This window comes from Psychrobacter sp. 1U2 (assembly GCF_051847575.1).
Genome location: NZ_JBPYDC010000024.1, coordinates 18,197 through 41,829, shown reverse-complemented (window position 1 = coordinate 41,829; position 23,633 = coordinate 18,197). Strand labels below are relative to the sequence as shown.

19 protein-coding genes are annotated in these 23,633 nt (G+C 46.3%); 2 read left to right on the top strand and 17 right to left on the bottom strand.

The window, feature by feature from the left end; all coding sequences use genetic code 11:
• Positions 1–116 precede the first annotated feature (116 nt).
• The 17 genes from ACS8FD_RS10995 to rplU all read right to left on the bottom strand — a co-directional run bounded on the left by ACS8FD_RS10995 (position 117) and on the right by rplU (position 20,122).
• Positions 117–938 carry a ferredoxin--NADP reductase gene (locus tag ACS8FD_RS10995; protein WP_439275889.1) on the bottom strand — a complete coding sequence of 274 codons (822 nt, stop codon included), beginning with the start codon at positions 936–938 and terminating at the stop codon, positions 117–119.
• A gap of 361 nt (positions 939–1,299) precedes the next feature.
• Positions 1,300–2,778, bottom strand: coding sequence for an NADH-quinone oxidoreductase subunit N (locus ACS8FD_RS10990; protein WP_439275888.1), 1,479 nt, complete (start codon positions 2,776–2,778; stop codon positions 1,300–1,302).
• Positions 2,779–2,781: 3 nt separating this feature from the next.
• A complete protein-coding gene (nuoM, locus tag ACS8FD_RS10985; RefSeq protein WP_439275887.1) occupies positions 2,782–4,410 on the bottom strand; it encodes an NADH-quinone oxidoreductase subunit M in 1,629 nt (542 codons plus the stop codon).
• 1 nt (position 4,411) lies between these two features.
• On the bottom strand, positions 4,412–6,286 hold the full coding sequence (nuoL, locus tag ACS8FD_RS10980) for an NADH-quinone oxidoreductase subunit L (protein ID WP_439275886.1): 1,875 nt from the start codon (positions 6,284–6,286) through the stop codon (positions 4,412–4,414).
• A 4-nt stretch (positions 6,287–6,290) separates the two neighbouring features.
• The gene (gene nuoK / locus ACS8FD_RS10975) at positions 6,291–6,599 is read right to left on the bottom strand and encodes an NADH-quinone oxidoreductase subunit NuoK (protein ID WP_439243832.1); all 309 of its coding nucleotides are present in this window, start codon (positions 6,597–6,599) and stop codon (positions 6,291–6,293) included.
• A 98-nt stretch (positions 6,600–6,697) separates the two neighbouring features.
• Complete coding sequence (gene nuoJ / locus ACS8FD_RS10970; RefSeq protein WP_439275885.1) at positions 6,698–7,405, bottom strand: NADH-quinone oxidoreductase subunit J; 708 nt, start codon at positions 7,403–7,405, stop codon at positions 6,698–6,700.
• Positions 7,402–7,950 carry an NADH-quinone oxidoreductase subunit NuoI gene (gene nuoI / locus ACS8FD_RS10965; RefSeq protein WP_439275884.1) on the bottom strand — a complete coding sequence of 183 codons (549 nt, stop codon included), beginning with the start codon at positions 7,948–7,950 and terminating at the stop codon, positions 7,402–7,404. The genes nuoJ and nuoI overlap by 4 nt, the downstream gene beginning before the upstream one ends.
• Before the next feature lie 54 nt (positions 7,951–8,004).
• Positions 8,005–9,048, bottom strand: a complete 1,044-nt coding sequence (gene nuoH, locus ACS8FD_RS10960; protein WP_439275883.1) for an NADH-quinone oxidoreductase subunit NuoH — start codon at positions 9,046–9,048, stop codon at positions 8,005–8,007.
• 1 nt (position 9,049) lies between these two features.
• Complete coding sequence (gene nuoG / locus ACS8FD_RS10955) at positions 9,050–12,145, bottom strand: NADH-quinone oxidoreductase subunit NuoG (protein WP_439275882.1); 3,096 nt, start codon at positions 12,143–12,145, stop codon at positions 9,050–9,052.
• 10 nt (positions 12,146–12,155) lie between these two features.
• Complete coding sequence (gene nuoF, locus ACS8FD_RS10950) at positions 12,156–13,580, bottom strand: NADH-quinone oxidoreductase subunit NuoF (RefSeq protein ID WP_439275881.1); 1,425 nt, start codon at positions 13,578–13,580, stop codon at positions 12,156–12,158.
• Positions 13,577–14,086 (bottom strand): NADH-quinone oxidoreductase subunit NuoE, encoded by a 510-nt coding sequence (gene nuoE / locus ACS8FD_RS10945; protein ID WP_439275880.1) that lies wholly within the window; start codon positions 14,084–14,086, stop codon positions 13,577–13,579. The genes nuoF and nuoE overlap by 4 nt, the downstream gene beginning before the upstream one ends.
• A 174-nt stretch (positions 14,087–14,260) precedes the next feature.
• Positions 14,261–16,036 carry an NADH-quinone oxidoreductase subunit C/D gene (gene nuoC, locus ACS8FD_RS10940; protein ID WP_439275879.1) on the bottom strand — a complete coding sequence of 592 codons (1,776 nt, stop codon included), beginning with the start codon at positions 16,034–16,036 and terminating at the stop codon, positions 14,261–14,263.
• Positions 16,037–16,149: 113 nt separating this feature from the next.
• Entirely contained in the window at positions 16,150–16,818 is a 669-nt protein-coding gene (locus tag ACS8FD_RS10935; protein WP_439275878.1) for a NuoB/complex I 20 kDa subunit family protein, read from the bottom strand.
• A gap of 152 nt (positions 16,819–16,970) precedes the next feature.
• Positions 16,971–17,582 carry an NADH-quinone oxidoreductase subunit A gene (gene ndhC, locus ACS8FD_RS10930; RefSeq protein ID WP_439275877.1) on the bottom strand — a complete coding sequence of 204 codons (612 nt, stop codon included), beginning with the start codon at positions 17,580–17,582 and terminating at the stop codon, positions 16,971–16,973.
• Between the two features lie 798 nt (positions 17,583–18,380).
• Positions 18,381–19,067, bottom strand: coding sequence for an outer membrane lipoprotein chaperone LolA (gene lolA / locus ACS8FD_RS10925; RefSeq protein WP_439275876.1), 687 nt, complete (start codon positions 19,065–19,067; stop codon positions 18,381–18,383).
• 359 nt (positions 19,068–19,426) lie between these two features.
• Complete coding sequence (gene rpmA / locus ACS8FD_RS10920) at positions 19,427–19,684, bottom strand: 50S ribosomal protein L27 (RefSeq protein ID WP_439243748.1); 258 nt, start codon at positions 19,682–19,684, stop codon at positions 19,427–19,429.
• A gap of 126 nt (positions 19,685–19,810) precedes the next feature.
• Positions 19,811–20,122, bottom strand: a complete 312-nt coding sequence (gene rplU, locus ACS8FD_RS10915) for a 50S ribosomal protein L21 (RefSeq protein WP_439275875.1) — start codon at positions 20,120–20,122, stop codon at positions 19,811–19,813.
• Between the two features lie 480 nt (positions 20,123–20,602).
• Between rplU and ACS8FD_RS10910 the strand changes: the two genes are divergently transcribed.
• The gene (locus ACS8FD_RS10910) at positions 20,603–21,625 is read left to right on the top strand and encodes a polyprenyl synthetase family protein (protein ID WP_439275874.1); all 1,023 of its coding nucleotides are present in this window, start codon (positions 20,603–20,605) and stop codon (positions 21,623–21,625) included.
• 605 nt (positions 21,626–22,230) lie between these two features.
• A complete protein-coding gene (locus tag ACS8FD_RS10905) occupies positions 22,231–23,613 on the top strand; it encodes an efflux RND transporter periplasmic adaptor subunit (RefSeq protein ID WP_439275873.1) in 1,383 nt (460 codons plus the stop codon).
• The last annotated feature ends 20 nt before the right edge of the window (positions 23,614–23,633 follow it).

Genomic DNA, 23,633 nt, shown 5'->3' with positions numbered 1-23,633 from the left:
CTTGCAGCTTAAAGTCTAGGTCGTAATGCATAAAAATACCCCATAAGTTGTGTCCAACTTATGGGGGTCGGTTCAGAATGGGGTTTTTTAGTTACTATCTTAGCTATGATATTGGCTTACCAGTAGTTCTCTACGGCAATATTACCTTCACCGCGGCGATTCATCACCATACCTAAGGACTTTAAGGTTTCTTTGGTGTCTTCGACCATCTCAGGGTTACCGCAGAGCATCACATGGGCGGTGTCAATATCAAGCGGGATACCAGCTCGCTCTTGTAGGCTACCCTCTACTAACAGCTTGGGCAGGCGCTCAGTCAACGCGCCTGCCATCGGCTCACGGGTGACAATCGGCACAAATATCAGCTTAGCAGGATGATCCACAAGCTCACCAAAATCGGACTGCAAACGGTTGATCATCTCGACGTACGCCAGCTCCTCTTCACTGCGAGCGCTATAGGCGAGCACAATATGCTCATAATCTTCCCACGTTTGTAGATCCTGCAGCATCGATAGAAATGGCGCAAGACCCGTACCCGTTGCCAGTAACCATAAGTCTTTTGGCAGCGGCTTTTGATACCGTGCTAAGGTCAAAAACCCAAAAGGCATGGTATTGAGTAACAGCTCATCGCCGACTTGCAAATGCTGCAGCTCGGAGGTAAAAGCCCCATCTTCGATGACAATAGAGAAAAACTCCAACACCTCATCGAAAGGCGATGAGACGATAGAATAAGCGCGAAAGATATCTTCATTAAGTGCCTCATCAGCGCCTTCACTAGATTGCTGCTGATGATATTTAAGCTTACTAGGATTAACCCCTAAACGCACGAACTGGCCGGCGGTAAACTTAAAGCTGTCCGGACGCGTTACCGTAAAGCTAAATAAATTAGGCGTCCAAGTGGTCTTACTTAGTACGGTTACTTTTTGAATATTATCGCTCATAATAAAGAATCACTTATCGTTATGGATTAATATTGTTATCGATTTATAGTTATCAATTTCTCAGGACTTATGATGTGCTACTGGAATGAATTTTGCGCAGCCTCTGTGAATACAGCACGCAAGGAAAATTTATACCAGTAGCACGGCTACTACCGCTGTATTCTTTTAATTTAGGCTTAACTATATAGACAGCTATTCATTAAATTTCTGTTAAAGCCGTTGTCATTCTTATACATTATGGCGCTGAGCCTTATATTCAAGCTCACCATTTTTATCTTTAAGTTTTAATTTTTAAATATCCATAAAAAAGGCTAGCCTGCGCTAACCTTTATTTATTAATTAAATGACTTCTCGCTTCATGTTACCAAATACGCGCAAGCGCCGCCCATTCAATCATATTATTCGGTAAGATACCAAAGCCGATAATAAGAATAGTCACCGCAATTACCATCAGACCACCCATACGTACGCCCCAATGGCCGACGACATCAAACTCAACATAAGCTTTTGGACGTTTGAACAAAGTCAACATCACGCGTAAGTAATAAAACAGTCCAATCGCGCTACCTAAGATAATCATCGCTGCTAAGAACCACTGCGCCCCTTGTACCGCCGCTAAGATAGCGAACAGCTTAGTAATAAAGCCTGCCGTCAGCGGAATACCCGCCAGCGATAGCATCATAATGGTCATAACCGCGGTCAGTACCGGACGGCGCCAGAATAGACCTTGGTAATACATCAGCTTATCTGCTTCACCCGAGAGCCGATACGGGCTAGACATCAGTGTTACCACCCCGAATGCACCGATCGAAGTAAAGGCATAAACCGCCATATACATACTCGAAATACTATCGGCAGCCGCGCCAATACTGACGATAACAATCAGTACATAGCCCATGTGCGCAATGGAGGAATACCCCAATAAGCGCTTAAGGTTACTCTGGCGAATGGCGAGCATGTTACCTATTAAGATAGATAAAGTCGCCATCACCATGAGAAGCATCTGTACTGAAGGTAGCGCCAGTAGCGCGGTATCGAGTAAGAAACGCACGGCTAATGCCATCATCGCCACTTTCGATACTGAAGCAAGATAAGTGGCGATAGGCGCTGGTGCCCCTTCATAGACATCAGGCGTCCACATATGAAACGGTGCTGCAGATAGTTTAAAAGCGATACCGAACATCATCAGCGCCGCCCCTAAAATCACCAAAGGTGAATCATAGGCATTAACAAGCACAACGCTAATTTGCTTAAACCCTAAAGCGCCAATTTGTGCATAAATAAAGGCCATACCCATCAGCAAGGTCGCTGAAGCTGTCGCTGATAGCACAAGATACTTAAGCCCCGATTCTAGGGATTGGTTGCGCGAAAAAGTATAAGCGAGCAAGCCATACAAAGGCACCGACAACAGCTCTAAGCTAATAAAGAACGCGGCCATATGCTGAGCACAGACCATCAGTAGTGCCCCTACCGTAGAGATAAGAATCAGCAAATACAGCTCTTCTTTATTATCCTGTAGGTTGGCAAGATAAGCATAGGACAATGTACAGCAAGCAAGCGCACAGATAAGAATGACCACCATATTGAACTGGGCAAAATTATCAATGACAAACATCTGCTCCGCGAGCGGCATCAGCGAGCCGGAGCTTACCATGCCAGTCATTTGACCCAGCAAAGTAAACAGAGCTACGTTGAGACCTACTACGGTAATCGTACCGGTAATAAAATGTGAGCGCTTAATAGTGATCGCGATCATCGTCAAGATCACGGTAATCACTATTATAAGAATCGGTGCGTAAGGCATCAGCCCCATCAAATCATTCATCGTAATATCAGTCATGACTTAACGTGCCTCCATTGCATCAAGCAGGTTCGATGCGTCTACTTGAGTGACTTCGCTATAAATATAGGCATTATTGATCCACTGCATCGCTTCACTAGAAGTATCCAAAACCGGCTGTGGATACAGTCCGAGCCAGACTAAACCGGCGGCTAAAGTCAGCAGCAAGGTGACCTCGCGCTTACCTAAGTCCTTTAATGGACGCTGGGGTAGACCATGCGTCTTAGTGTGTTTTAGCGCCACTTCTTTAGTGTTATTTACGCCAAATAAAGTACGGTAAACCAAGAGCAATGAATACAGACCCGCTAGCACTAAGCTAAAGGTTGCTAATACCACAAACACTGGATACTGGGCAAAGGTGCCGAACAAAATCATAAACTCGCCAATGAAGTTACCCGTGCCTGGGATGCCGAGTAACGCGGCGCAAAAGAACATCAGCATCGGTGCGTAATAGCGGAACTGACCCCACATACCGCCCATCAAAGTGATGTCGCGAGTATGCAAACGCTCGTATAGCTGACCGGCCATAATGAATAGCGCTGCTGAGCTTAATCCATGTGCGAGCATCTGTACCATCAAGCCCTGTAAGCTGAGCAAAGTACCTGCGTAAATCGCTAAAACAATAAAGCCCATATGCGAGATACTGGTATAAGCGAGTAGACGCTTCATATCCGTCTGCATAAAGGCGAGCCACGCCCCGTAGAAGATACCGATAGCACCGAGCGTCATCGCAATAGGCGCAAACTCTTGAGAGGCGGCGGGAAATAATGGCAATACAAAGCGTATTAAACCATAGGCCGCGGTCTTAATCAGTACCCCTGCCAAATCGACAGAACCGGCCGTCGGTGCCTGCGCATGCGCGTCAGGTAGCCAACCATGAAAAGGCAGAATCGGCAATTTCACTGCAAAACCGATAAAGAAGCACAGCATAATCGGATATTCCCAGCCGCCAAGAGAGGTGCCGAGTAAATCATTATAGTTAAAGCTAACAGTGCCCGTTTGCGCGCGATTGAAGATGACTAGCAACAAAATACCAATCAGCATGATAAGCCCTGAGGCCTGGGTATAGATAAAGAATTTTGTTGCTGCGTATTCCTTAGTTTTACCACCGACCACATCGTGACCCCAGATAGCGATCAAGAAGTAGATAGGTACTAGCATCATCTCCCAAAAGAAGAAGAATAAGAATAAATCGATGGCTAAAAACACCCCGATGACGCCGCCTAGGCTCCATAGCAAGTTGAGATGAAAAAACCCAACTCGGCGTTGAATCTCATTCCATGAACAAGCCACCGCTGCCACACCCAAAAACCCAGTCAAAGCCACCATCAATAGTGACATGCCATCCATCGCTAGATGGAAACTAATGCCCATAGCGGGTATCCAAGGCACACTGAATTCAGCGACCCAAGGTACGGCCGACTGCGGCGCGATCACCTGTTTACTCATACCACTGAAATCACCGTAATGCCATAGCACTAAAGACAAAACAAAAGTCAGTATCATGCCGATTAAAGCAATCCAGCGCGGCAGGCGCTTATTGAAGCGCTCAACCAACCAACATAACAACCCCGCTATAAACGGAATCGCAATTAATGCCGGTAGCATCCACGTTTGTTGTAACTCTATCATCTTACACCACCGTCATCATTACCAGCACCAGCAATACCGCCACACCCAAGCCAAAGCTTGCCGCGTAGCCTCGAAGAGACCCTGTCTGCGTCCGGGAGAACACCTTATTACCGACTGAAGCCAGCATAGGCAATACCATCCAGCTTTTATCGACAGGATCGGCTTTGAACAAGCGGCCGATGAATAAAAAGGGTTTTACAAATACGATATCGAACAGCGCATCAAAGCCTAAACCGTGATAGCACCAATAATAAAGTGCCCCGCCTAAACTTGAGCGTTTAAACTTAGTGAGCATCCGGCCTTTATCAACGACATATAACAGCACCGCTATGATTAAGCCTGCAAGCATCGCGCCCATAGCGATATATTCAGCCGTGTGCTTACCATGTGCCTCCCCGCTCAGCTCTAACATGTGCCCAAAGCTCTCTGGTAACACCCCTTGTAGCGGCGGCGTAATTAAGGCACCAACCGCGGTAGATAGCACTAACAGTATTGTCAATGGCAACCAGTAGGAGACGCCTTTTAGCTTATGCGCGTGCGTCTTCTCTTCCCCAAAGAACACAATCCAAATCATCCGGAAAGTATAAAGCGCGGTTAAGAAAGCACCGAATACGCCCATATAAAATAACACTTGATGACCGGTGGCATAAGTCTCCCAAAGAATCGCTTCTTTAGAGTAAAAACCGACCGTCACCCAAGGAATAGCCGCTAACGCACCGCCGCCTACCAAGTAGCACCAAAATACTAAGGGTATCTTGCGGCGCAGGCCGCCCATCTTAAAGATGTTTTGCTCATGATGTACCGCTAAGATCACTGCACCTGACGACAAGAATAATAAGGCTTTAAAGAAAGCATGCGTCATCAAATGGAAGATAGCGCCTTGCCATGCGCCTACGCCGAGCGCTAAGAACATATAGCCGATTTGACTCATGGTTGAATAAGCTAGAATACGCTTGATATCGGTTTGCGCTAAAGCACAGAAACCTGCGACCACAAGCGTCAAGGCGCCAACGCCGCCGACCCAGTACAGTAAAATCCCTGGGGTCAGCTCAAACAGTGGATGCATACGGGCAATCAAGTAGACACCGGCCGTTACCATAGTCGCGGCGTGAATCAAAGCTGACACTGGTGTCGGGCCTGCCATCGCATCAGCGAGCCATGTATGTAGCGGTAGCTGGGCTGACTTACCCATAGCGCCGCCAACGAGCATCATGGTCGTCAGGATCATGGTTGGATTATTAATATCGAACACTTGCGGCGCCCGGGTGATAATCTCTTGGATATTGAGCGTGCCAAACTCGCGGAATAGCAAGAATAGACCAAAAGCCAAGAACACATCACCGATACGAGTCACGGTAAAGGCTTTTATTGCTGCCTGACCATTAGCGCGATCATGATAGTAATAGCCAATCAAAAGGTACGAGCAGATACCGACGCCTTCCCAGCCGAGATATAACAGTAATAAATTATCGGCGAGCACTAGCAATAACATACTAGCGACAAACAGGTTCATATAACTAAAGAAGCGGGCAAAACCCGTATCACCTTTCATATACCAAGCAGCGAACAGGTGAATCAAAAAGCCCACACCAGTGATAATGCCTGTCATAGTCAGCGCTAAGCCATCGAAGCTTAAGCTGAAACCAGGTGCAAAATCACCGACTTGAAACCAAGTCCACAATGGTATTTGCAGCACTGTGCCAGCAGGATAGCTCGTTAAAAAGCTAAAGCTTGCGACTAAGGTACAAAGCGCCGATAACGCCATGCTGCCGACACCGACAAAACCAGCAGCCTGCTCAGATAATTTGTCACGCATAAAGGCTAGGATTAAAAAGCCAATGAGCGGAAATATAAAGGTTAATGGTAATAAATTCATGGCATCATCCTTTCATCTCATTGGCGCTATCGACATCGAGATGCCCACGCTTATGATAAAACTGTAATAGTATCGCAAGCCCGATAGAGACTTCAGCTGCGGCTAAGGTCAAAATAAAGATAAACATGACTTGTCCATCTGGATCGACCCAGCGGCTGCCTGCGACCACAAATGCCAATGCCGCGGCATTCATCATAATCTCAAGTCCCATCAGCATAAATAAAAAATTGCGTCGCACCATGACACCGCAAAGACCGATAGTGAATAGAATACCGGCCAATATTAGTCCATGGCTCATCGGTATCAGACCCAGCGTATTTTGCATCGCCATAGCCGGCTCTGCAAACCCGACTACCTCATGCGCAAAGGGGACGCTTGATACCTCCTCGGCCACACTTACTGCTTGTACCATCAGTCTAGCTCCTTACGCTTGCTACGCGGTGCTGCCACATAATCATTAGGATCAACCGTATCATAAACATAAGGCTTAGCCATTTCGGTCGCATCAGTATTATTCTCAGGTTTATCTTCATCATATTCTTTGATGCTACCTACCGAAGGGCGATAAGCTAAGCTATCATTACCGACAATCTCATCGTCATTAGACTCTTTACCTAAGTGATAAGCGGCAACCAAGGCTGCGAGCAACAATAAGGCTGCCACTTCAACGAGCATAATATACTTGGTAAATAGTACTGTACCGACTGCCTTCGCTGGGACAGTGATCCCGCCAATAACGGCGGTCTCGTCATGATTGAGACCGATCATGCCGTATAGCACTACGGCGATAATAAGCGTGAGTCCAGTTGGTATCGCCCAAGTCTTAGCATCGAGCCAACGCTCTTCGCGCGCCTCATCGGCCATGCCCAAATTGAGCATCATAATGACAAAAACGAATAGCACCATAATGGCGCCGGCATAGACCACAATCTCAAGAGCACCAGCGAAAGGTGCCCCTAAGACAAAGAAAATACCTGATAACGCTAGCAAAGTGACGATCATCGCCAAGATAGCATGTACTGGATTGGCATGAGTCACCACTCGTAGACTGGCAAAGATAGCCACTGCGCCTAGAGCATAAAACCCTACCAAATCCGGATGATTCATAAACTCCATCATGGTAGTAAACTCCTTACATCGATAGGTGCTGACTCGTTTTGCGCCGCGCCTTTTGGTTTATCGTCTACTGCCATACCTGTCACTCGGTAGTAATTATAATCAGGATATTTTCCTGGTCCTGAGATCAATAAATGCTCTTTTTCATAGACTAAGTCCTGACGCACATACTCGCCAATCTCAAAATCTGGCGTCATCTGAATCGCTGTCGTCGGACAAGCTTCTTCGCACATGCCACAAAATATACAGCGCGAGAAGTTAATACGGAAAAACTCTGGATACCAGCGTCCATCTTCGCGTTCCGCTTTTTGTAGCGAGATACAAGCTACTGGACAAGCAACCGCACATAAATTACAAGCCACACAGCGCTCATCGCCATCAGGGTCACGCGTCAATATAATACGCCCCCGAAATCTGGGCGGTACCGGTACCGGTACTTCTGGATAAAGTATAGTATCGCGTGGCCTTATGGCATGGCTATTGACCATCCACATACTACGGACAATGGTAAAGATACCGATGACCGTCTTTTTTATGGCGTTTAACATGGGATTATTATCCTTATCAGCATTTCTCTGAGTCACCTATAAGACAGCACACAGCTACAGCGTTGGCGAAAAAATCAAAATCACCAAAGCGGTAATCAATAGATTGATCAATGTAACTGGTAGACAGACTTTCCAGCCAAAGTTCATCACCTGATCATAGCGAGGACGCATCAATGAGCCCCGTGCTAAGACAAACATAGTCATAAAGAATAGCGTCTTAATCATGAACCAAAAAGCCGGCGGAATAAACGGAATATCGATATTAAAGGGTGGTAACCAGCCCCCAAAGAACAAACAAGTCATCAATGCTGAGATCAGCACTACGTTGACGTATTCGCCAATAAAGAACATTCCGAACTTCATACCTGAGTATTCAACATGATAACCTTCAGCAAGCTCTTGCTCCGCTTCCGGCTGATCAAAGGGATGTCTGTGCGTGACTGCTACCCCAGCTACTACAAAGGTTAAAAAGCCTAAAAATTGCGGAAAGATGTACCAGCCATCAATTTGTGATTCGACAATCTCGCGCAAATTAAAAGAGCCAGTCAAAGCGACAACGCCCATAAGCGACAAGCCCAAAAACACTTCATAGCTGATCGTTTGCGCCGCCGAGCGCAGGCCACCTAGTAAAGAAAACTTATTGGCTGAGGCCCAACCGCCAAACATAACCGCGTAAACAGCTAACCCTGCCATCGCAAAGAAGAACAGAATACCAATATCCCAATCCGCCACGCCAAGCGTCGGCGACACAGGAATAATAGCAAAAGAGGCCAAGGCGGTGAACATCGCTACCGCTGGCGCTAAGGTGAAAATAAACTTATCAGTAAATTTTGGCGTCCAATCTTCTTTAAAAAAAATCTTCAGCATATCCGCGACTAATTGTAGCGAGCCAAAAGGCCCGACGCGATTTGGACCATAGCGATCCTGCCACAATGCTAGCATCCGGCGCTCATAAACAATCATGACCGCCGCGACGATAACCACCACTAAAAAAATAACTAAGGCTTGTAAGACTAAGAACAGAATGCACCAAGTCTCAACGGTTAAGCTACTTGCCAGAAAGCTTGGCACCTCAGGAATGATACGAGTAATTTGCATATTATATCTCCTGTGTACCGCTAGTACTGACATCGTCAGCAGTAGTGACCATATCATCAGCCATGTCACCGTTTATTTTAACGCCAGCAACCGGCCCTTCAACCTTGCGTACTGAAGCCGGCATTGAGGGATGAATAATGCTCACTTGCCCAACCGGATAGCCGATACAGCCTTCTGCTAAATAATCAACCACTTGCACCGGCAGCGTCATCTGCTGCTGCTCGATATCGATAGCTAAATAATCACCAGCGCTAATGCCCCAGGCGCTCGCATCCTCAGCCCCTATACGCCAAGTCGCGATAGGTAGCTGCTCTGCAACAACCGGACTACGCGCTGCCATTATCGAGCTGGCAAATATGTTATAGATAGGCACTAGTTTTGCTTGGCCTTGCTCAATATCCGTACGGTTAGAGGCGGCCGCTTCTGGCGCCACATACTGACGCTCCACTAAGCGCTCCCCTTGATCGAAAAGACGTACGCCAGGATCGCCGCCTTTTAGGCTACCACCGACTTTGTCTTGGTATTTATTCCAAGCTTGCGGTGAGTTCCAGCCTGCCGCATTGGCAAAAGGAATCATAGAGCTAGCAGACTGCTTACCGCTATAGCCTTCCATCGAAAAGGTCAAACCAGTATCTAAGTCTTTAGGCTGCATCGGCTCATGTACTGAGATTGGCGCACGCATAGCGGTACGGCCCGAATAGCGGCGCGGCTGACGCGCTATTTTTAGACCGCTAATACGGTAATCAGCATCAGGAGCGGCATCTTTGATAGCGGCAAGCTTGGGATGGGTCGCTATCAAGGCGTTGATCACATCATCAAGCTGCGTCCAATCGACAGGCTTACCGAGTAGGCTATTATGCACTGCATGTAACCAGCGCCAGCCTTCTTTGATACTACTCATTGGGTGGTAATAATTATTATCATAGACTTGGAAGAAACGCTGCGCGCGGCCCTCACTAGACACTAGCGTGCCATCGGCTTCTGCGAAGCTGGCAGCCGGCAGCACGATATCGACATCTTTGTGCCAATCTAGCAGCTGATGGTCGAGCGCGATAACGGTTTTATCGGTTAATAGCTGGGTTAACTTGCTTGGCGCAATAGCATCGCTCAATTGGTTTTCAGCCACGACGACCACATCAAAGTCAGTCGCTAGTAGCTCTTCTACCGACTGCCCACCGAGCAAACACACGCCAATACTATTGGCATCTGGCACGGTCAAGTAAATACCGGCTTGGGCGCTATAGTTGATATTCGCCTCTTTTAACTCCAGCTCATCAGCAGGCTCACGATTGATATCTTCTTGTTCTTGTTTGTCTGTACCGGTTTCTGGTTTGGCAGGCTTAGCGGCTAGCTCTTTGTCCTCTTCAGGCTGAGCGGTCTGCGCTTGTTGCTCTGCCGCTTTGACTTTAGCATTGTGAGCTTCTACTTGTTCTTGCTCAGTCGCTTTTATACTAGTGCGTTTTTTAGTCAATACTTGCGTAATTTGCGCGGCCGCTTCAATCATAGCGTTAGAAGCTAAGCTGGTACCCGCAATAACCAAGGGCTTATCGGCTTGTATTAAGTCATATGCGATCTGCTTGGCTAACGCTTGCATGCCATCGCTATTATCGCCATCATTGTTGTCGCTGTCGGCTGAAGCTTGGCTTTGTGGTTCATCCGGATTAACTATTTGAGTTAAGTCGTCCGCTAAACCAGCAATCTCATCTGCAATCTTAAACCCTAAGCGAGTGATATCTTCCGGAGTTGCCACTACGCTTGCCTTACTGATGTCGTCGAGCTTCGTTTGGGTGACATCGACCACATAAACAGGGCTGAGCGCTCCTTGGGCAATACGCTGTACCGGCTCGGCAAGCCAAGCTTGCGTCTTAGCCGCCGCCGCCATTTTCAAACCTTTGTTTTTGGCCGCTTGCCGCACGGACAACGCCACTCGTGAGGAAGTTTGCGTGATATCTTCCCCTAATATCAGCACCGCGTCATGACTTTCGATATCAGTCATACTTGGATTATAGATGCCTTCGGTGCTCAGCACTTCGATACACTTATTGACGAGCGACTGCTGATGATGATTAAGGCCGGTTGAGAAATTGTCAAAACCGACTAGATTTTTTAGCGCAAAGTTGGTCTCTAAGCTCGCGCGCGGCGAGCCAATACCAACGATTTTTTTATCTTGGAGGCGTTTAATCGTTTCATCTAATGCATAATCGATATTGATTTTGACGTGCTTATCATTGATACGCTCAAGCGCTTGGGTTGGGCGATCTGCGCGGTTGACGTAACCATAGCCAAAACGGCCTCTATCACATAAGAAATAACGATTGACCTCGCCGTTATAACGGTTCTCAATCCGGCGCAGCTCACCATAACGCTCGCCAGGTGAGATGTTGCAACCGGCTGAGCAGCCATGACAGATACTTGGTGCGTACTGCATATCCCACTTACGGTTGTAACGCTCAGAGTGCGTCTTATCTGTGAACACGCCAGTTGGGCAGACTTCGGTTAAGTTACCCGAAAACTCACTTTCAAACTGCCCGTCTTTTTCACGGCCGAAATAGACTCGATTATTAGAAGAGAACACCCCTAAATCTTCGCCGCCGGCATAGTCTTTATAAAAACGTACGCAGCGATAGCAAGCGATGCAGCGGTTCATCTCGTGACCAATGAAAGGGCCAAGCTCTTGATTATGGTGAGTGCGCTTAGTGAAGCGATAACGGCGCGTATTATGACCGGACATATACGTCATATCTTGTAAGTGGCAATGCCCGCCTTCTTCACAAGTCGGGCAATCATGCGGATGGTTGGTCATTAGTAGCTCAACCATCGACTTGCGAAAGGCTTTTGCCTCATCATCCGTCACCGAGATATACATATCATCGCCTGGCGCGACCATACAGGACATCACCAGCTTACCTTTGCCTGCCTCTAGGTCCTCTTTACTTTGATACTGCTTGACGGCGCACTGACGACAAGAGCCCACTGAGCCTAATGCCGGATGATAACAAAAATACGGCACATCAATGCCAAGTGATAGGCACGCTTGCAATAAGTTATCCGCGCCATCAACTTCGACAGTGGTTCCATCAATATGTATGACTGCCATGCCGTTCTCCTTATTTTGCTACTGGCTGTGAGTTACCTGCAGCCTCAATCACATCTTCGCCTACCGCCTGAGCAATCTTACTATCGAACTCAGGACGGAAATATTTGATCGCACTCATCAGCGGTTCCATAGCACCAGGAGCGTGAGCGCAGAAAGTCTTACCAATCCAAAGATCGCGAGTCAAACCTTCAAGCTTTTCCACATCACCGACTTGCCCTTCGCCATCGTTGATAGCAGTAAGTAGCTTGACGCCCCAAGGTAGACCGTCACGGCACGGCGTACAAAAGCCACAAGATTCGCGCTGAAAGAAAATCTCAAGGTTGCGCAGCAGCGGTACCATATCTTGCGCTTCATCGACGACCATAAGTAGACCTGTGCCCATACGGCTACCGGCTTTTTGAATGGTATCAAAATCGACAATAGTATCTAAATGCTCAGCAGTTAAAAAATCAGTGGAAGCGCCGCCTGGTAACCAAGCTTTAAGCGTACGCCCCTCCTGCATACCCCCTGCAAAATCATCAATAATCTCGCGCGCGGTATAACCAAATGGCAGCTCCCAAAGTCCTGGGTCATTGACCAGACCTGAGCAGCCAAATAGTTTTGTACCCGGAGTCTCAACCACGCCTTTGATCTTCGATAGGTCTTGATACCATTTACTACCGTGCAGAATAATAGCCGAGACGTTATGTAAGGTCTCAACGTTATTGACGATAGTTGGTCTGCCCCAAGCGCCAGCAACTTGTGGAAAAGGCGGCTTAGTACGAGGATTAGCGCGGCGACCTTCTAAAGAGTTCAGTAGCGCCGTCTCTTCACCGCAGATATAACGGCCAGCGCCTGTATGCACATGCAAATCAAAGCTAAAGTCTGAGCCTAGAATATTATCACCGAGTAGGTTATTAGCGCGCATCTCATCGAGCGCCGCATTTAGACGCTCGGCTGCTAATATATACTCGCCGCGAATAAAGATATAACCCGCTGTCGCTTCAATGGCATAAGCCGAGATAAGCATACCTTCGATAAGCTGGAACGGTAGACGCTCCATAAGCAGTCTATCTTTGAAGGTGCCAGGCTCCATCTCATCAGCGTTACAGACTAAGTAGCGCGGCCCGCCATCATTCGGCGCCATTAGCGACCACTTGATACCAGCGGGGAAACCAGCACCGCCGCGACCTTTTACTACCGCTTCTTTGATAGTACTCAGTGTATCGCCAGCGGATTGATTCAGCGCCATCTTTAGCGCTTCAAAACCGCGCAGGGACTCATAAGTGGCCAGATCCAACACGGCGTCATGGTGTGCAAGCCGCCACGTCAAAGGTTTGGTTTCGCTGGTTGCTGTGGCTTTATCACCATAAACAGGAATGCGCTGCTCATTTAACTGGCTTGGGGCTTTACCTTGGTGACGCTGGGCAATTTGCTCTGCAACTGATAATCTCATGCGTATAGCTCCAATAATTGCGCGACTTCATCAGGTTGTACTGGGCCATAGGTATCTTCATCGATCAATACCGCTGGACCTTTATCACAGTTACCTAGACAACAAATCGGTAAAATAGTAAAGCGACCATCAGCAGTAGTTTGACCATACTCAATACCTAGCTCGGCTCTAAAAGCGGTGGATAGCGCCTCATAGCCTGTTAGATAACAAGATACCGAATCGCAAATAAGAATCACATGACGGCCGACCGGCTGCCGATAAATACGATTATAAAAAGTGGCGACGCCCTCGATATCAGTCACCGGAATCTCTAAAATATTAGCGATAGCGTTGACCTGCGCATCATCTACCCAGCCATTGCGTTTTTGCACAATTTTAAGCGCATCCAAAGACGCGGAGCGCGCTTGTGGATAATGATGCATAAAATCATGAATAGCGGCAATCTCGTTTGTCGTCAAAATGCTGGCGACATCTACCTTCGGCGTTTTATCAGAAACAATCTTCATAATCTTCTATTCTATCCTCACTCATCACGCTGCGCCCTAAGGCTCATATCATACTATTGCAGCGGTTTGGTGTGCCTGTTGGCGATAATATCAATGTTGCTTGTTTTTACTTTACTTTACTATTTCTCTGTCTTTACTAGTCTTTTAACGGCTTAAACTTATCATTTAACATGATTAGCGATCACAATCCGCCATGACGATATCGATAGAGGCTAAGTACATGATAGCGTCTGAGACTAGCGAGCCATTAATCACCGATGGCATCTGCTGTAAGTGTGCAAATGTCGGCGTACGAATACGTGTACGGTAGCTCATCGTCGAGCGATCCGAAGTAATATAATAGCTATTTAGACCTTTAGTGGCCTCAACGATAGTCGCGCACTCACCCGCTGGCATGACTGGACCCCAAGAGACGGACAAGAAGTGATTAATCAAGGTCTCGATATCATTTAAGGTACGATCTTTTGGCGGGGGTACGGCTAGCGGATGGTCTGCCTTATACGGCCCTTGCGGCATATGATCCATACACTGACGGATGATACGCATAGATTGGCGCATCTCCTCAATTTTGATCATACAACGATCATAAGCATCACCGTTATAGCCAATGGGTATCTCAAAATCAAAGTTCTCATAACCCATATAAGGTCGTGCTTTACGTAGATCAAAATCGACCCCAGTCGCACGCAGACCGGCTCCAGTCACGCCCCAAGCAAGAGCTTGCTTGGCATCATACTGAGCCACGCCTTGCGTACGGCCTTTGAGCACACTGTTCTGTAGCGCCGCTTTGACATATTCGTCCAAACGCTTAGGCATCCACTCTAAAAACTCGCGTACCAGTCGCTGCCAACCACGCGGTAGATCATGCGCAGTACCACCAATGCGGAACCAGGCCGGATGCATACGATAGCCTGTTACCGCTTCGATAACGTCATAAGCTTTTTGGCGATCGGTAAACATATAAAACACCGGCGTCATCCCACCGGCATCCTGAATGAAGGTACCAACATAGAGTAAGTTATTAGTAATCCGGAAAAACTCGCTCATCATCACCCGGATAGTCTGCGCGCGATCAGGGATGGTAATTCCAGCGAGCTTTTCAACCGACATAATGTACGGCAGCTCATTCATCACTCCGCCAAGATAATCGATGCGGTCGGTATAGGGAATATAAGAGTGCCAAGTCTGACGCTCAGCCATCTTCTCAGCGCCGCGGTGATGGTAGCCGATGTCTGGAATACAATCGATCACCTCTTCGCCATCGAGCTGTAGTACCAACCGGAACGCACCATGCGCAGAAGGATGGTTAGGGCCGATGTTCAAGAACATAAAGTCCTCATCGCGGCCTGAGCGCTTCATGCCCCACTCTTCTGGAACGAAACGCAAGTTTTCTTGCTCATACTGCTGCTTCGCCGTGTTTAAAAAATACGGCGTAAACTCTGTCGCGCGCGCATGATACTCTTTACGTAGTGGATGACCTTCCCAATATTTTGGCAGTAAAATACGAGTCAAATGTGGATGACCGCTAAAGACAATACCAAACATATCCCAAACTTCGCGCTCATACCAGTTGGCATTGGGCCAGATTTTGGTCGCGCTAGGGAGAGTCAAGTCGTCTTCACTGAGTGCGACTTTGATACGCACATCGCTGTTGCGCTCAAGCGACATCAAGTGATAAAACACCGTAAAGTCGCTCTCTGGCAAATCACCGCGATGCTGGCGTAGGCGCTCGTCCATTGCCGATAGATCAAAGAGCATCACGTAGGGCTTTGGCAGCTTACGCAAGAATAATAAAATGTCTAGCACATCGCTGCGAGCGACCCAAACCGTTGGAATCTCATCGACGGTATGCTGCACCACAAACTTGCCTGCATACTTATGCTCCAGCTCTCTGATGACGGCTGGTACCGGTTTTATCTTAGGATTTTTGTTTTCGACTACCGTGACCATGAATGATATCTTCCTTCATTAATCATAACGTTTGAGCGGAACTGATTGATCAAAACCAAACTATGCCAAGCACAACTGCACTAAGCTTAACTGTGCTAAGTATAATAAACGAGCTAAATACTATCTGGACTACGCAAATTCTTCACCGCAATTCTATCCGCCTGCTTACGATCACGCTCAGCTGTTAGTTGTGGCTGATAAATTCCCTGATCGTTGACATGAACGCCTAGCGGGCGGCGCTCTTTGGCGATGGACTCTTGCAATAGCATGAGACCTTGAATCAGCGCCTCTGGACGCGGCGGACAGCCTGGTACATATACATCGACTGGAATGATTTTATCGACGCCCTGCACCACAGAGTAGATATCGTACATGCCACCTGAATTAGCGCAAGCACCCATTGAGATCACCCATTTCGGTTCAAGCATTTGTTCATACAGGCGCTGAATCACCGGTGCCATCTTTATAAAGCAAGTACCAGCGACGATCATGACATCGGCCTGACGGGGAGAGGCACGAATCACCTCAGCACCGAAGCGGGACAAATCATGTACCGCGGTCAAAGTGGTGGCATATTCGACATAACAACAAGAAGTACCAAAGTTAAAAGGCCAAAGTGAGTTTTTACGGCCCCAGTTGGCGGTCGAATGCACGAGTTCCTCTAGGCGGCCCATAAAAACATTTTTATGAACCTCATCCTCTAACGGATCATTGACCGTTTCACGAGTTTGAGCAGGATAGGAATCTGCATCAGGATTGGCTTTGGTTAGTGTATATTTCATACCATAAAACCTTTTATGAAGAGCAGCTAAGCGATTATAAGGTTATTTGACTCTTAAGCTTATAATGCTATGACTGCTAAAAAATAGCGGGTGTTGCCCAAGTTATCTTAAGCGGGATAACTTGCTTGCATATTAATAACACGCATAAACCGTTATGAGGATTCTTTATCTGCGGCAAAATCCACAGAAGTGATATTACCGGTGGTATTAATATGATCAATATTTTGCAGGTGACGACGATTAGCCTCAATACTATTTGAGACATTAATCTGACCTGATGACTGCGCTGGCACTTTACCGGTTGGATCGACCATCAATTCTTCAACACCGTTGAACTTGGTAATGTCTGCTAGATTGAATCCTGCAGGCGCGGCGTGTAAGCGTGCTTTTTTGCGTAGCTTATCTGCAGGTGACCAATTCATAGCCCCTAAGCTTAACTCATAGATAAGACCGACGATGAGCACACCGATGAATATCGCAGCGGCAGCAAAGCCCAGCCAGCCCGTCTCACGTACTGAGACTGAATAAGCGTATAGATACAAGGCTTCTAGATCGAAAATAACGAAGAATATCGCTACTAGGTAGAATTTGGCAGACAAACGAATGCGGGCATTGCCAGCTCCGACAACACCCGCCTCAAATACTTCTTCTTTTTGTAAGCCTTTTGAGCGCCCGCCAAGCAAGCGCGGTACGGTCAACATGAAGACAACCAGACCGATGGCGGCTAAAATAAAGGCAACTGCTGACCAACTAAAGGCAGACATGATAATACTTGCTCCTCACCCAATCGAGTGTCAGGGCTTGATGAACAACTGTTAGGACAAGGGCATTTTAATCAACCAAGATAACCACTAAGGCTATGAGCCTATATCCTCAAAACAACAGTTCTATCGAGCACCGTAACGCAGACGAAAACACAGGCTGACTGTGCTGGTAATGGCCAATTATCAAGACTATTGACGCTAAGTGGTGAAGACACAGATTTTAGATTTATCTAGCCATCGGCTCAGACAAAAGCTGGTCATCAACCCTTTTGTATAAAGTAAAAGTGAATTTATTAAATCAATATCATATTGCGACATTTAATTGATTTAATAACTCATTACCTACGTTCAATAATGGCGTGATAACTGGCGTAAACGGTTTACACACTATACGCATATCAACGCTTAAAAGCCAGTTTTTCACTGCATTGCACGGTCATTTTATATGCTACAAAATATATCAATCCATCCACCGTTCATGTTACAGCATTTTTACCCTCTTCCTTAAACGCGCTAGTTTTGCTAGCCAACTTCCCTATCCCTAGATCTCAAAGCATTGCAACTGACAGTACGGATAAACTGGTTATATCTTTATTTAAAAACGGCCGCTCAAAGCTAGCTTAAGCGTCGAGAATACGCCGCTATTGTAAACCAAATTCCCCCAATTGCAACCTGCCAAGTATGACGAGACGAATGAATAAAAAAAAGAGCAAACCTTACATCGGTCTGCTCCTTTTAAATGATAGTTATCTTTTATGTACTCAATATTTTTATAAACTCACAAATAATAAGTAGTGTTTATTGGTTAATGACATCGACATCTTTTGGCGGTGTGAATTTAAACTGGCCACTGCTTATACTAGGGTTGAGTTTAATATTACTAAACTTGATAGAAGTGGTTTGTCCCAAATTATCATTGAGTACCATCATCACCGGCTTACCACCACTAAAGCTCATAGATAAGTTTTTGAAGCTAGCATCACCCGCTTTTGGATAGAGCACATAGTAATTTTTATTCGCATAAGGCTGAGTGATTTTGAAATTTTGCGCAATCTTACTAGGATCACCTGACAATAATAGCGCAGGCGTATTACCCACTTGGCTATCTACCGTCTGCTTAGTCGCTTGCTCTAAATCCTTATCATAAACCCACATAGTGCTGCCATTAGCGACGATGAGCTGCTGAGACGGTGATTTTGTCTCCCAGCGGAAGTTATTTGGACGCTGAACGCTCATTGAGCCTTTAAAAGTACCGCTATTCGCGCCTTTTGTGGTTTGTGAAAAATTAGCGCTCATGCTTTTTGTATTAGTTAACAAGTTATTTAAGCGCTTCGCGGCTTGCAGACTATCTGCAGGAGCAGCATTTGCCGTTTGGGTTAGCGCGACTATAGGCGCAGCCACCCCCAAACTGGTCATCAGCACGCCTGCTAATGCGCCACTCATTAACTTTTGTTTTACACTTGTCTTCTGAATAGGGGTTGTCATAATATTCCTCTCTAAATATATAAAATAAAAATGAGTCATCATTTAGTTTTTAATGATAAATCTTACTAGCACCAGCTCTTTTGTGTTGTCATTGATTTTGCATACTTATGTTTTTTGGACAGCTGTTTTTTGAGCCACGCTATTAAACAATGAAGACAGTCTGCCAGTTTTTTTATTACACGCCTAGACATGATTTGCAATAATTACTACGCCTGCCATACACGCTTGTAACCGATATAAAGGCTAATTATTAAAGTCCAGCCATAAAAAAACCCTACTACCAAATAGGCAATAGGGAGTTTTTAATCATTTAACCACTAGCGAATTTTTTCTCAAAAAGACGTAGGCGATAGCAATGATTAGGCGTTTTCAACCATCACATAACGACGGTTAAACTTACCTTTAGTTGCGAACTTTACCACACCATCATTTAGGGCAAATAAAGTATGGTCGCGGCCCATGCCAACGCCTTCGCCGGCGTGGAATTCTGTACCACGTTGACGAACGATGATGTTACCAGCAGTGATGGTTTGACCACCAAAGATTTTCACACCAAGCATTTTTGGGTTTGAGTCACGACCGTTACGGGTTGAGCCGGCAGCTTTTTTATGTGCCATGGATAATTCTCCTTGTTAATATGACTTATCACTGATGTGATAACTCTTAAGCTTTTAGTGCGCTATGTACTATTAATATTTATGATCAATAATCAATATTAGCGATCAATAATCAATATTAGCTAATTAAGCATTAATCGCTTTGATTTTTAACAAGGTGTACCACTGGCGGTGACCTTGCTCTTTGTGATAATGCTTACGGCGGTTGTGCTTGATGATACGGATTTTTTCGCCGCGGCCATGTTCAACCACTTCCGCTTCTACGCTCGCGCCATCAACAACTGGTTGACCGACTTTCACGTTATCGCCATCGACAACCATTAAAACGTCTTCAAACTTGATTGTTTCGCCTTTCTCTGCTTTAAGCAATTCAACTCTTAGCAATTCGTCGGCTACTACACGGTGCTGCTTACCACCACTTTTAATTACTGCGTACATTGTCTGACTCCGTTTAACCCGTGTGCCGTGGTAGATATTATACCTACGCTTCAATAACGAACACGACAGGGAAAAATTAAAGGCGCTATTTTACGTTTTCTTAGCGATAAAAGCAAGCCGCTTATCTTATTTTAGGACAGCGCATTATGTCTTATCCTCTTAATAACTCCTTAACGACTACAGTGATAGCTCACTTAGCCTCAAGATAATAGCACTATCAGCGTTAAGCTCAGCATTATAACTCATTGAATCAATAACATACAGCTTATTTTATCCAACACTCACCCTCGCTTCTATTGAACTAGCTTTGTAGCTATTACATAGGTATTGCATAGCTATGACGTTATCTTATCGATAGCAGTAAGTTGTCTGTTGCCTAGCGATTGAAAGCAATAACACATATTAGTCACCAATTAACCAAATAGGCTGTGCTATTATAGGCAAATCTTGAAACCCACCCAATAAATACGACTCTTTATTATGACCAGCACTTCTTTATCTTCTTCAGACCTTGCCTCTCAAGCGCCTAGTTATACCGACATTCAAAGTATCGTTGCCAATGATTTTGACATTATGGATAAGCAAGTCTTTGGTAGTCTCAACTCTAAAGTTCAGCTGGTGATGAGTGTCTCGCAGCATGTCATTAATGCCGGTGGCAAGCGTATGCGCCCGCTCATTACCTTGTTGTGCGCGCGTATGTTTAACGATGCGCCAAGCGAACAAGCGATGCATCTCGCCGCCATTACCGAGATGCTACATACCGCCACTTTAGTACACGATGATGTCATTGACGAATCCGGTCAGCGCCGCGGCAAGCCAACCGCTAATGCTACTTGGGATAATGCCACTGCAGTATTAGTGGGTGACTATTTGATCGCCCGCGCCTTTAACTTATTGGTAGGGTTTCAAAGCTTACCGCTATTGCAGCTCTTCTCTGATGGCACTTGTGATATCGCTGAAGGTGAAGTACTTCAATTACAACATCAGCATAACCCAGCGGCGACAGAGACCGACTATCTCAATATTATCGACGGTAAAACCTCGCGCCTATTTATGATGGCAACTCAAGGCGCGGCTATCTTGCAAGGACAAGAGCAGCATCTACAAGCCTTAGCCGACTTCGGTCAGCATTTTGGTAATGCCTTTCAGATCATCGATGACGTGCTTGATTACAGCGGCGATAGTGAGCTGATGGGCAAAAACTTAGGTGATGACCTCAGTGAAGGTAAGCCAACACTACCGACTATCAAAGCGCTTGAGCTACTCAAAGACAGTGATAAACAAGGTTATGAGCAGCTGCGCATCGCCGTACAGACGGGGAAAACACCAAATGCTGAGCAGCTTATCGAATTAGTACGTGGTTCTGGCTCATTAGCTTATTGTACCCAGCGGGCTTTAGAAGAGACCAGATTGGCGCAGCAAGCGCTAAGCACTCTACCTGATAATCGCTATCGTCAAGGCTTGTATCAGCTGACAGAACTGGCTAGCGCACGATTACTATAGTATATGGTGAAATCAGCTTTGTTTTGGGGCTGTAGCATCAGTACTTATAATCAGCTTAGTAGCATTGGCAATCCTTTTACTTGTGCTAATACTATAATAGCGTAAGCAACCCCTTAACATTAGTGGTCACATTTAGGGGTTGCTAAAACGTTTGCTTTGGTGGCAACGTCCGCCGGTATCTCTTAAGTTTAGGAAACTCTATCTTGTTGAGGTTTTTTAACAAAACTTAACAATCCTCTGACATCTCACTTGTTGCATACTTATGTTAGCCGTTTTTGTAGGCAGGCTTTTATTTATAAGGTCTAATAACAAACTCTTACTGAGATTACGCAAAGCTAAAACTCGTTATTATGTTTTTTTGGCTTGACTGTGGGGTAAACCCTATAGTTTATAATAGCGCATTAAATTTACTTGACGTCATATACTTAGCTAGCGGTACTGCCCTACTTATCAATAGAGTCTTGTTTTTCGTTGCAAACTTCTATGCAGTTTATTATTACTCTTTTTATTATTACTCTTTGAAAAATAAGCTATTTTCTGGTTATGATACGATCTACCTATTTGTTTTTTTATTCTAAATTTCTACTACTCTACCGAGGACCTTGATGAAGCATTCTTATCTTGCGCTTGTAATAGCATCTGTACTATCGGCTACAGTACTGGTCGGCTGTGACAAAAACGAAGACGCCGCTGCGGGTGAAAACGCCCAGCAGCAGATGCCACCCGCTGTCGTCAACGTCCAAACTGTCAGCTTCGATACCGTGCCTCAAGTCCAGACTTTCTCTGGTCGTACTACCGCCTATCAGACGGCTGATGTGCGTCCCCAAGTCAGCGGCGTCATTGAAGAAATACTGTTCCGTGAAGGCAGCAACGTCAAAGAAGGCCAACCGCTTTATCGCATTAATACTGACAACTACACTACCTCTATTACTAGTGGTCAAGCGGCGGTCGCGCAAGCTCAAGCCAACCGTCAAACCGCAATCGCTAACAATGCCAATGCTAAAGCAGAGTTGGCTAGTCGTCAGGCGTCACTAGCGCAAGCGGTAAATGACTTTCAGCGTTTAAAAGGGCTAGTTGAAATTGACGCTATCTCCAAGCAGCAGTATGATCAAGCGCAAACTCAGGTACGTACGGCGCAAGCGGCGTTAGAGAGTGCTCGCGCTGCTGTTGGTCAAACTCAAGCAGGTATTGCAAGCGCTGAAGCGGGGATCAAAACCGCGCAATCAAGCTTAGACGCTAGTGCCTTAGATCTTAATCGTACTATCGTGCGCGCGCCGCTGACCGGTCGTAGTGACCGCTCAAGCGTCACCGCAGGAACTTTAGTTAATGCCAGTCAAGCGGAGCCTTTAGTGACGATTTCGCGCTTAGATCCTATCTATGTCGATATCAGTCAGTCTTCATCTGAGCTCTTGCAACTACGCCAGCAAATCGCTGAAGGCAAAGCGCAAGCCGGTATGAACTCTGTCGAGCTGGTACTAGAAGACGGCTCAGTGTATCCAGTGCGTGGCAAGCTGGCGCTATCAGAAGCAAAAGTAGATCAATCCACGGGCGCTGTGACCCTACGAGCGATATTCCCAAATCCTAACAATGTGCTGTTGCCAGGTATGTATGTTTCAGCGCGTCTGACTCAAAGCGTCATTCCTAATGCAGCACTCATACCGCAGAGCGCTGTGATGCGTACGCCTAAAGGCGATACACAAGTCTATATCGTTGATGAAAACAATAAAATCCAAGTCCGTCCCGTTACGATTAACGGTACTTATGATGGTCAATGGGTGGTCACCGATGGCTTAAGTAGTGGTGATAAGCTAGTAGTCATAGGTGGCTCTAAAGTCAAGCCTGAGCAGGAGGTCGTGGTTAAGCCCCTAGAAAATGCTAATGGAGCTCCCGCGCCTGCAAACGCGCCTAATGCCAAAACACCACAGCAAGCTGCCAAAGCAGTAGCTGATGATACTTCTGAGCAGGACACTGCTACCACCGCTAATTAATTCCATTCAAAGATAGGAAG

Bases quoted from the DNA above. Each gene is read 5' to 3' on its own strand.
- nuoF (WP_439275881.1), bottom strand. From the start codon at position 13,580: ATGAGATTATCAGTTGCAGAGCAAATTGCCCAGCGTCACCAAGGTAAA.
- nuoC (WP_439275879.1), bottom strand. From the start codon at position 16,036: ATGGTCACGGTAGTCGAAAACAAAAATCCTAAGATAAAACCGGTACCA.
- nuoH (WP_439275883.1), bottom strand. From the start codon at position 9,048: ATGCAAATTACTCGTATCATTCCTGAGGTGCCAAGCTTTCTGGCAAGT.
- nuoJ (WP_439275885.1), bottom strand. From the start codon at position 7,405: ATGATGGAGTTTATGAATCATCCGGATTTGGTAGGGTTTTATGCTCTA.
- ACS8FD_RS10995 (WP_439275889.1), bottom strand. From the start codon at position 938: ATGAGCGATAATATTCAAAAAGTAACCGTACTAAGTAAGACCACTTGG.
- rplU (WP_439275875.1), bottom strand. From the start codon at position 20,122: ATGTACGCAGTAATTAAAAGTGGTGGTAAGCAGCACCGTGTAGTAGCC.
- nuoL (WP_439275886.1), bottom strand. From the start codon at position 6,286: ATGAATTTATTACCATTAACCTTTATATTTCCGCTCATTGGCTTTTTA.
- nuoG (WP_439275882.1), bottom strand. From the start codon at position 12,145: ATGGCAGTCATACATATTGATGGAACCACTGTCGAAGTTGATGGCGCG.
- rpmA (WP_439243748.1), bottom strand. From the start codon at position 19,684: ATGGCACATAAAAAAGCTGCCGGCTCAACCCGTAACGGTCGTGACTCA.
- ACS8FD_RS10935 (WP_439275878.1), bottom strand. From the start codon at position 16,818: ATGAAATATACACTAACCAAAGCCAATCCTGATGCAGATTCCTATCCT.
- nuoM (WP_439275887.1), bottom strand. From the start codon at position 4,410: ATGATAGAGTTACAACAAACGTGGATGCTACCGGCATTAATTGCGATT.
- nuoI (WP_439275884.1), bottom strand. From the start codon at position 7,950: ATGTTAAACGCCATAAAAAAGACGGTCATCGGTATCTTTACCATTGTC.
- ACS8FD_RS10910 (WP_439275874.1), top strand. From the start codon at position 20,603: ATGACCAGCACTTCTTTATCTTCTTCAGACCTTGCCTCTCAAGCGCCT.
- lolA (WP_439275876.1), bottom strand. From the start codon at position 19,067: ATGACAACCCCTATTCAGAAGACAAGTGTAAAACAAAAGTTAATGAGT.
- ndhC (WP_439275877.1), bottom strand. From the start codon at position 17,582: ATGTCTGCCTTTAGTTGGTCAGCAGTTGCCTTTATTTTAGCCGCCATC.
- ACS8FD_RS10990 (WP_439275888.1), bottom strand. From the start codon at position 2,778: ATGACTGATATTACGATGAATGATTTGATGGGGCTGATGCCTTACGCA.
- nuoE (WP_439275880.1), bottom strand. From the start codon at position 14,086: ATGAAGATTGTTTCTGATAAAACGCCGAAGGTAGATGTCGCCAGCATT.
- ACS8FD_RS10905 (WP_439275873.1), top strand. From the start codon at position 22,231: ATGAAGCATTCTTATCTTGCGCTTGTAATAGCATCTGTACTATCGGCT.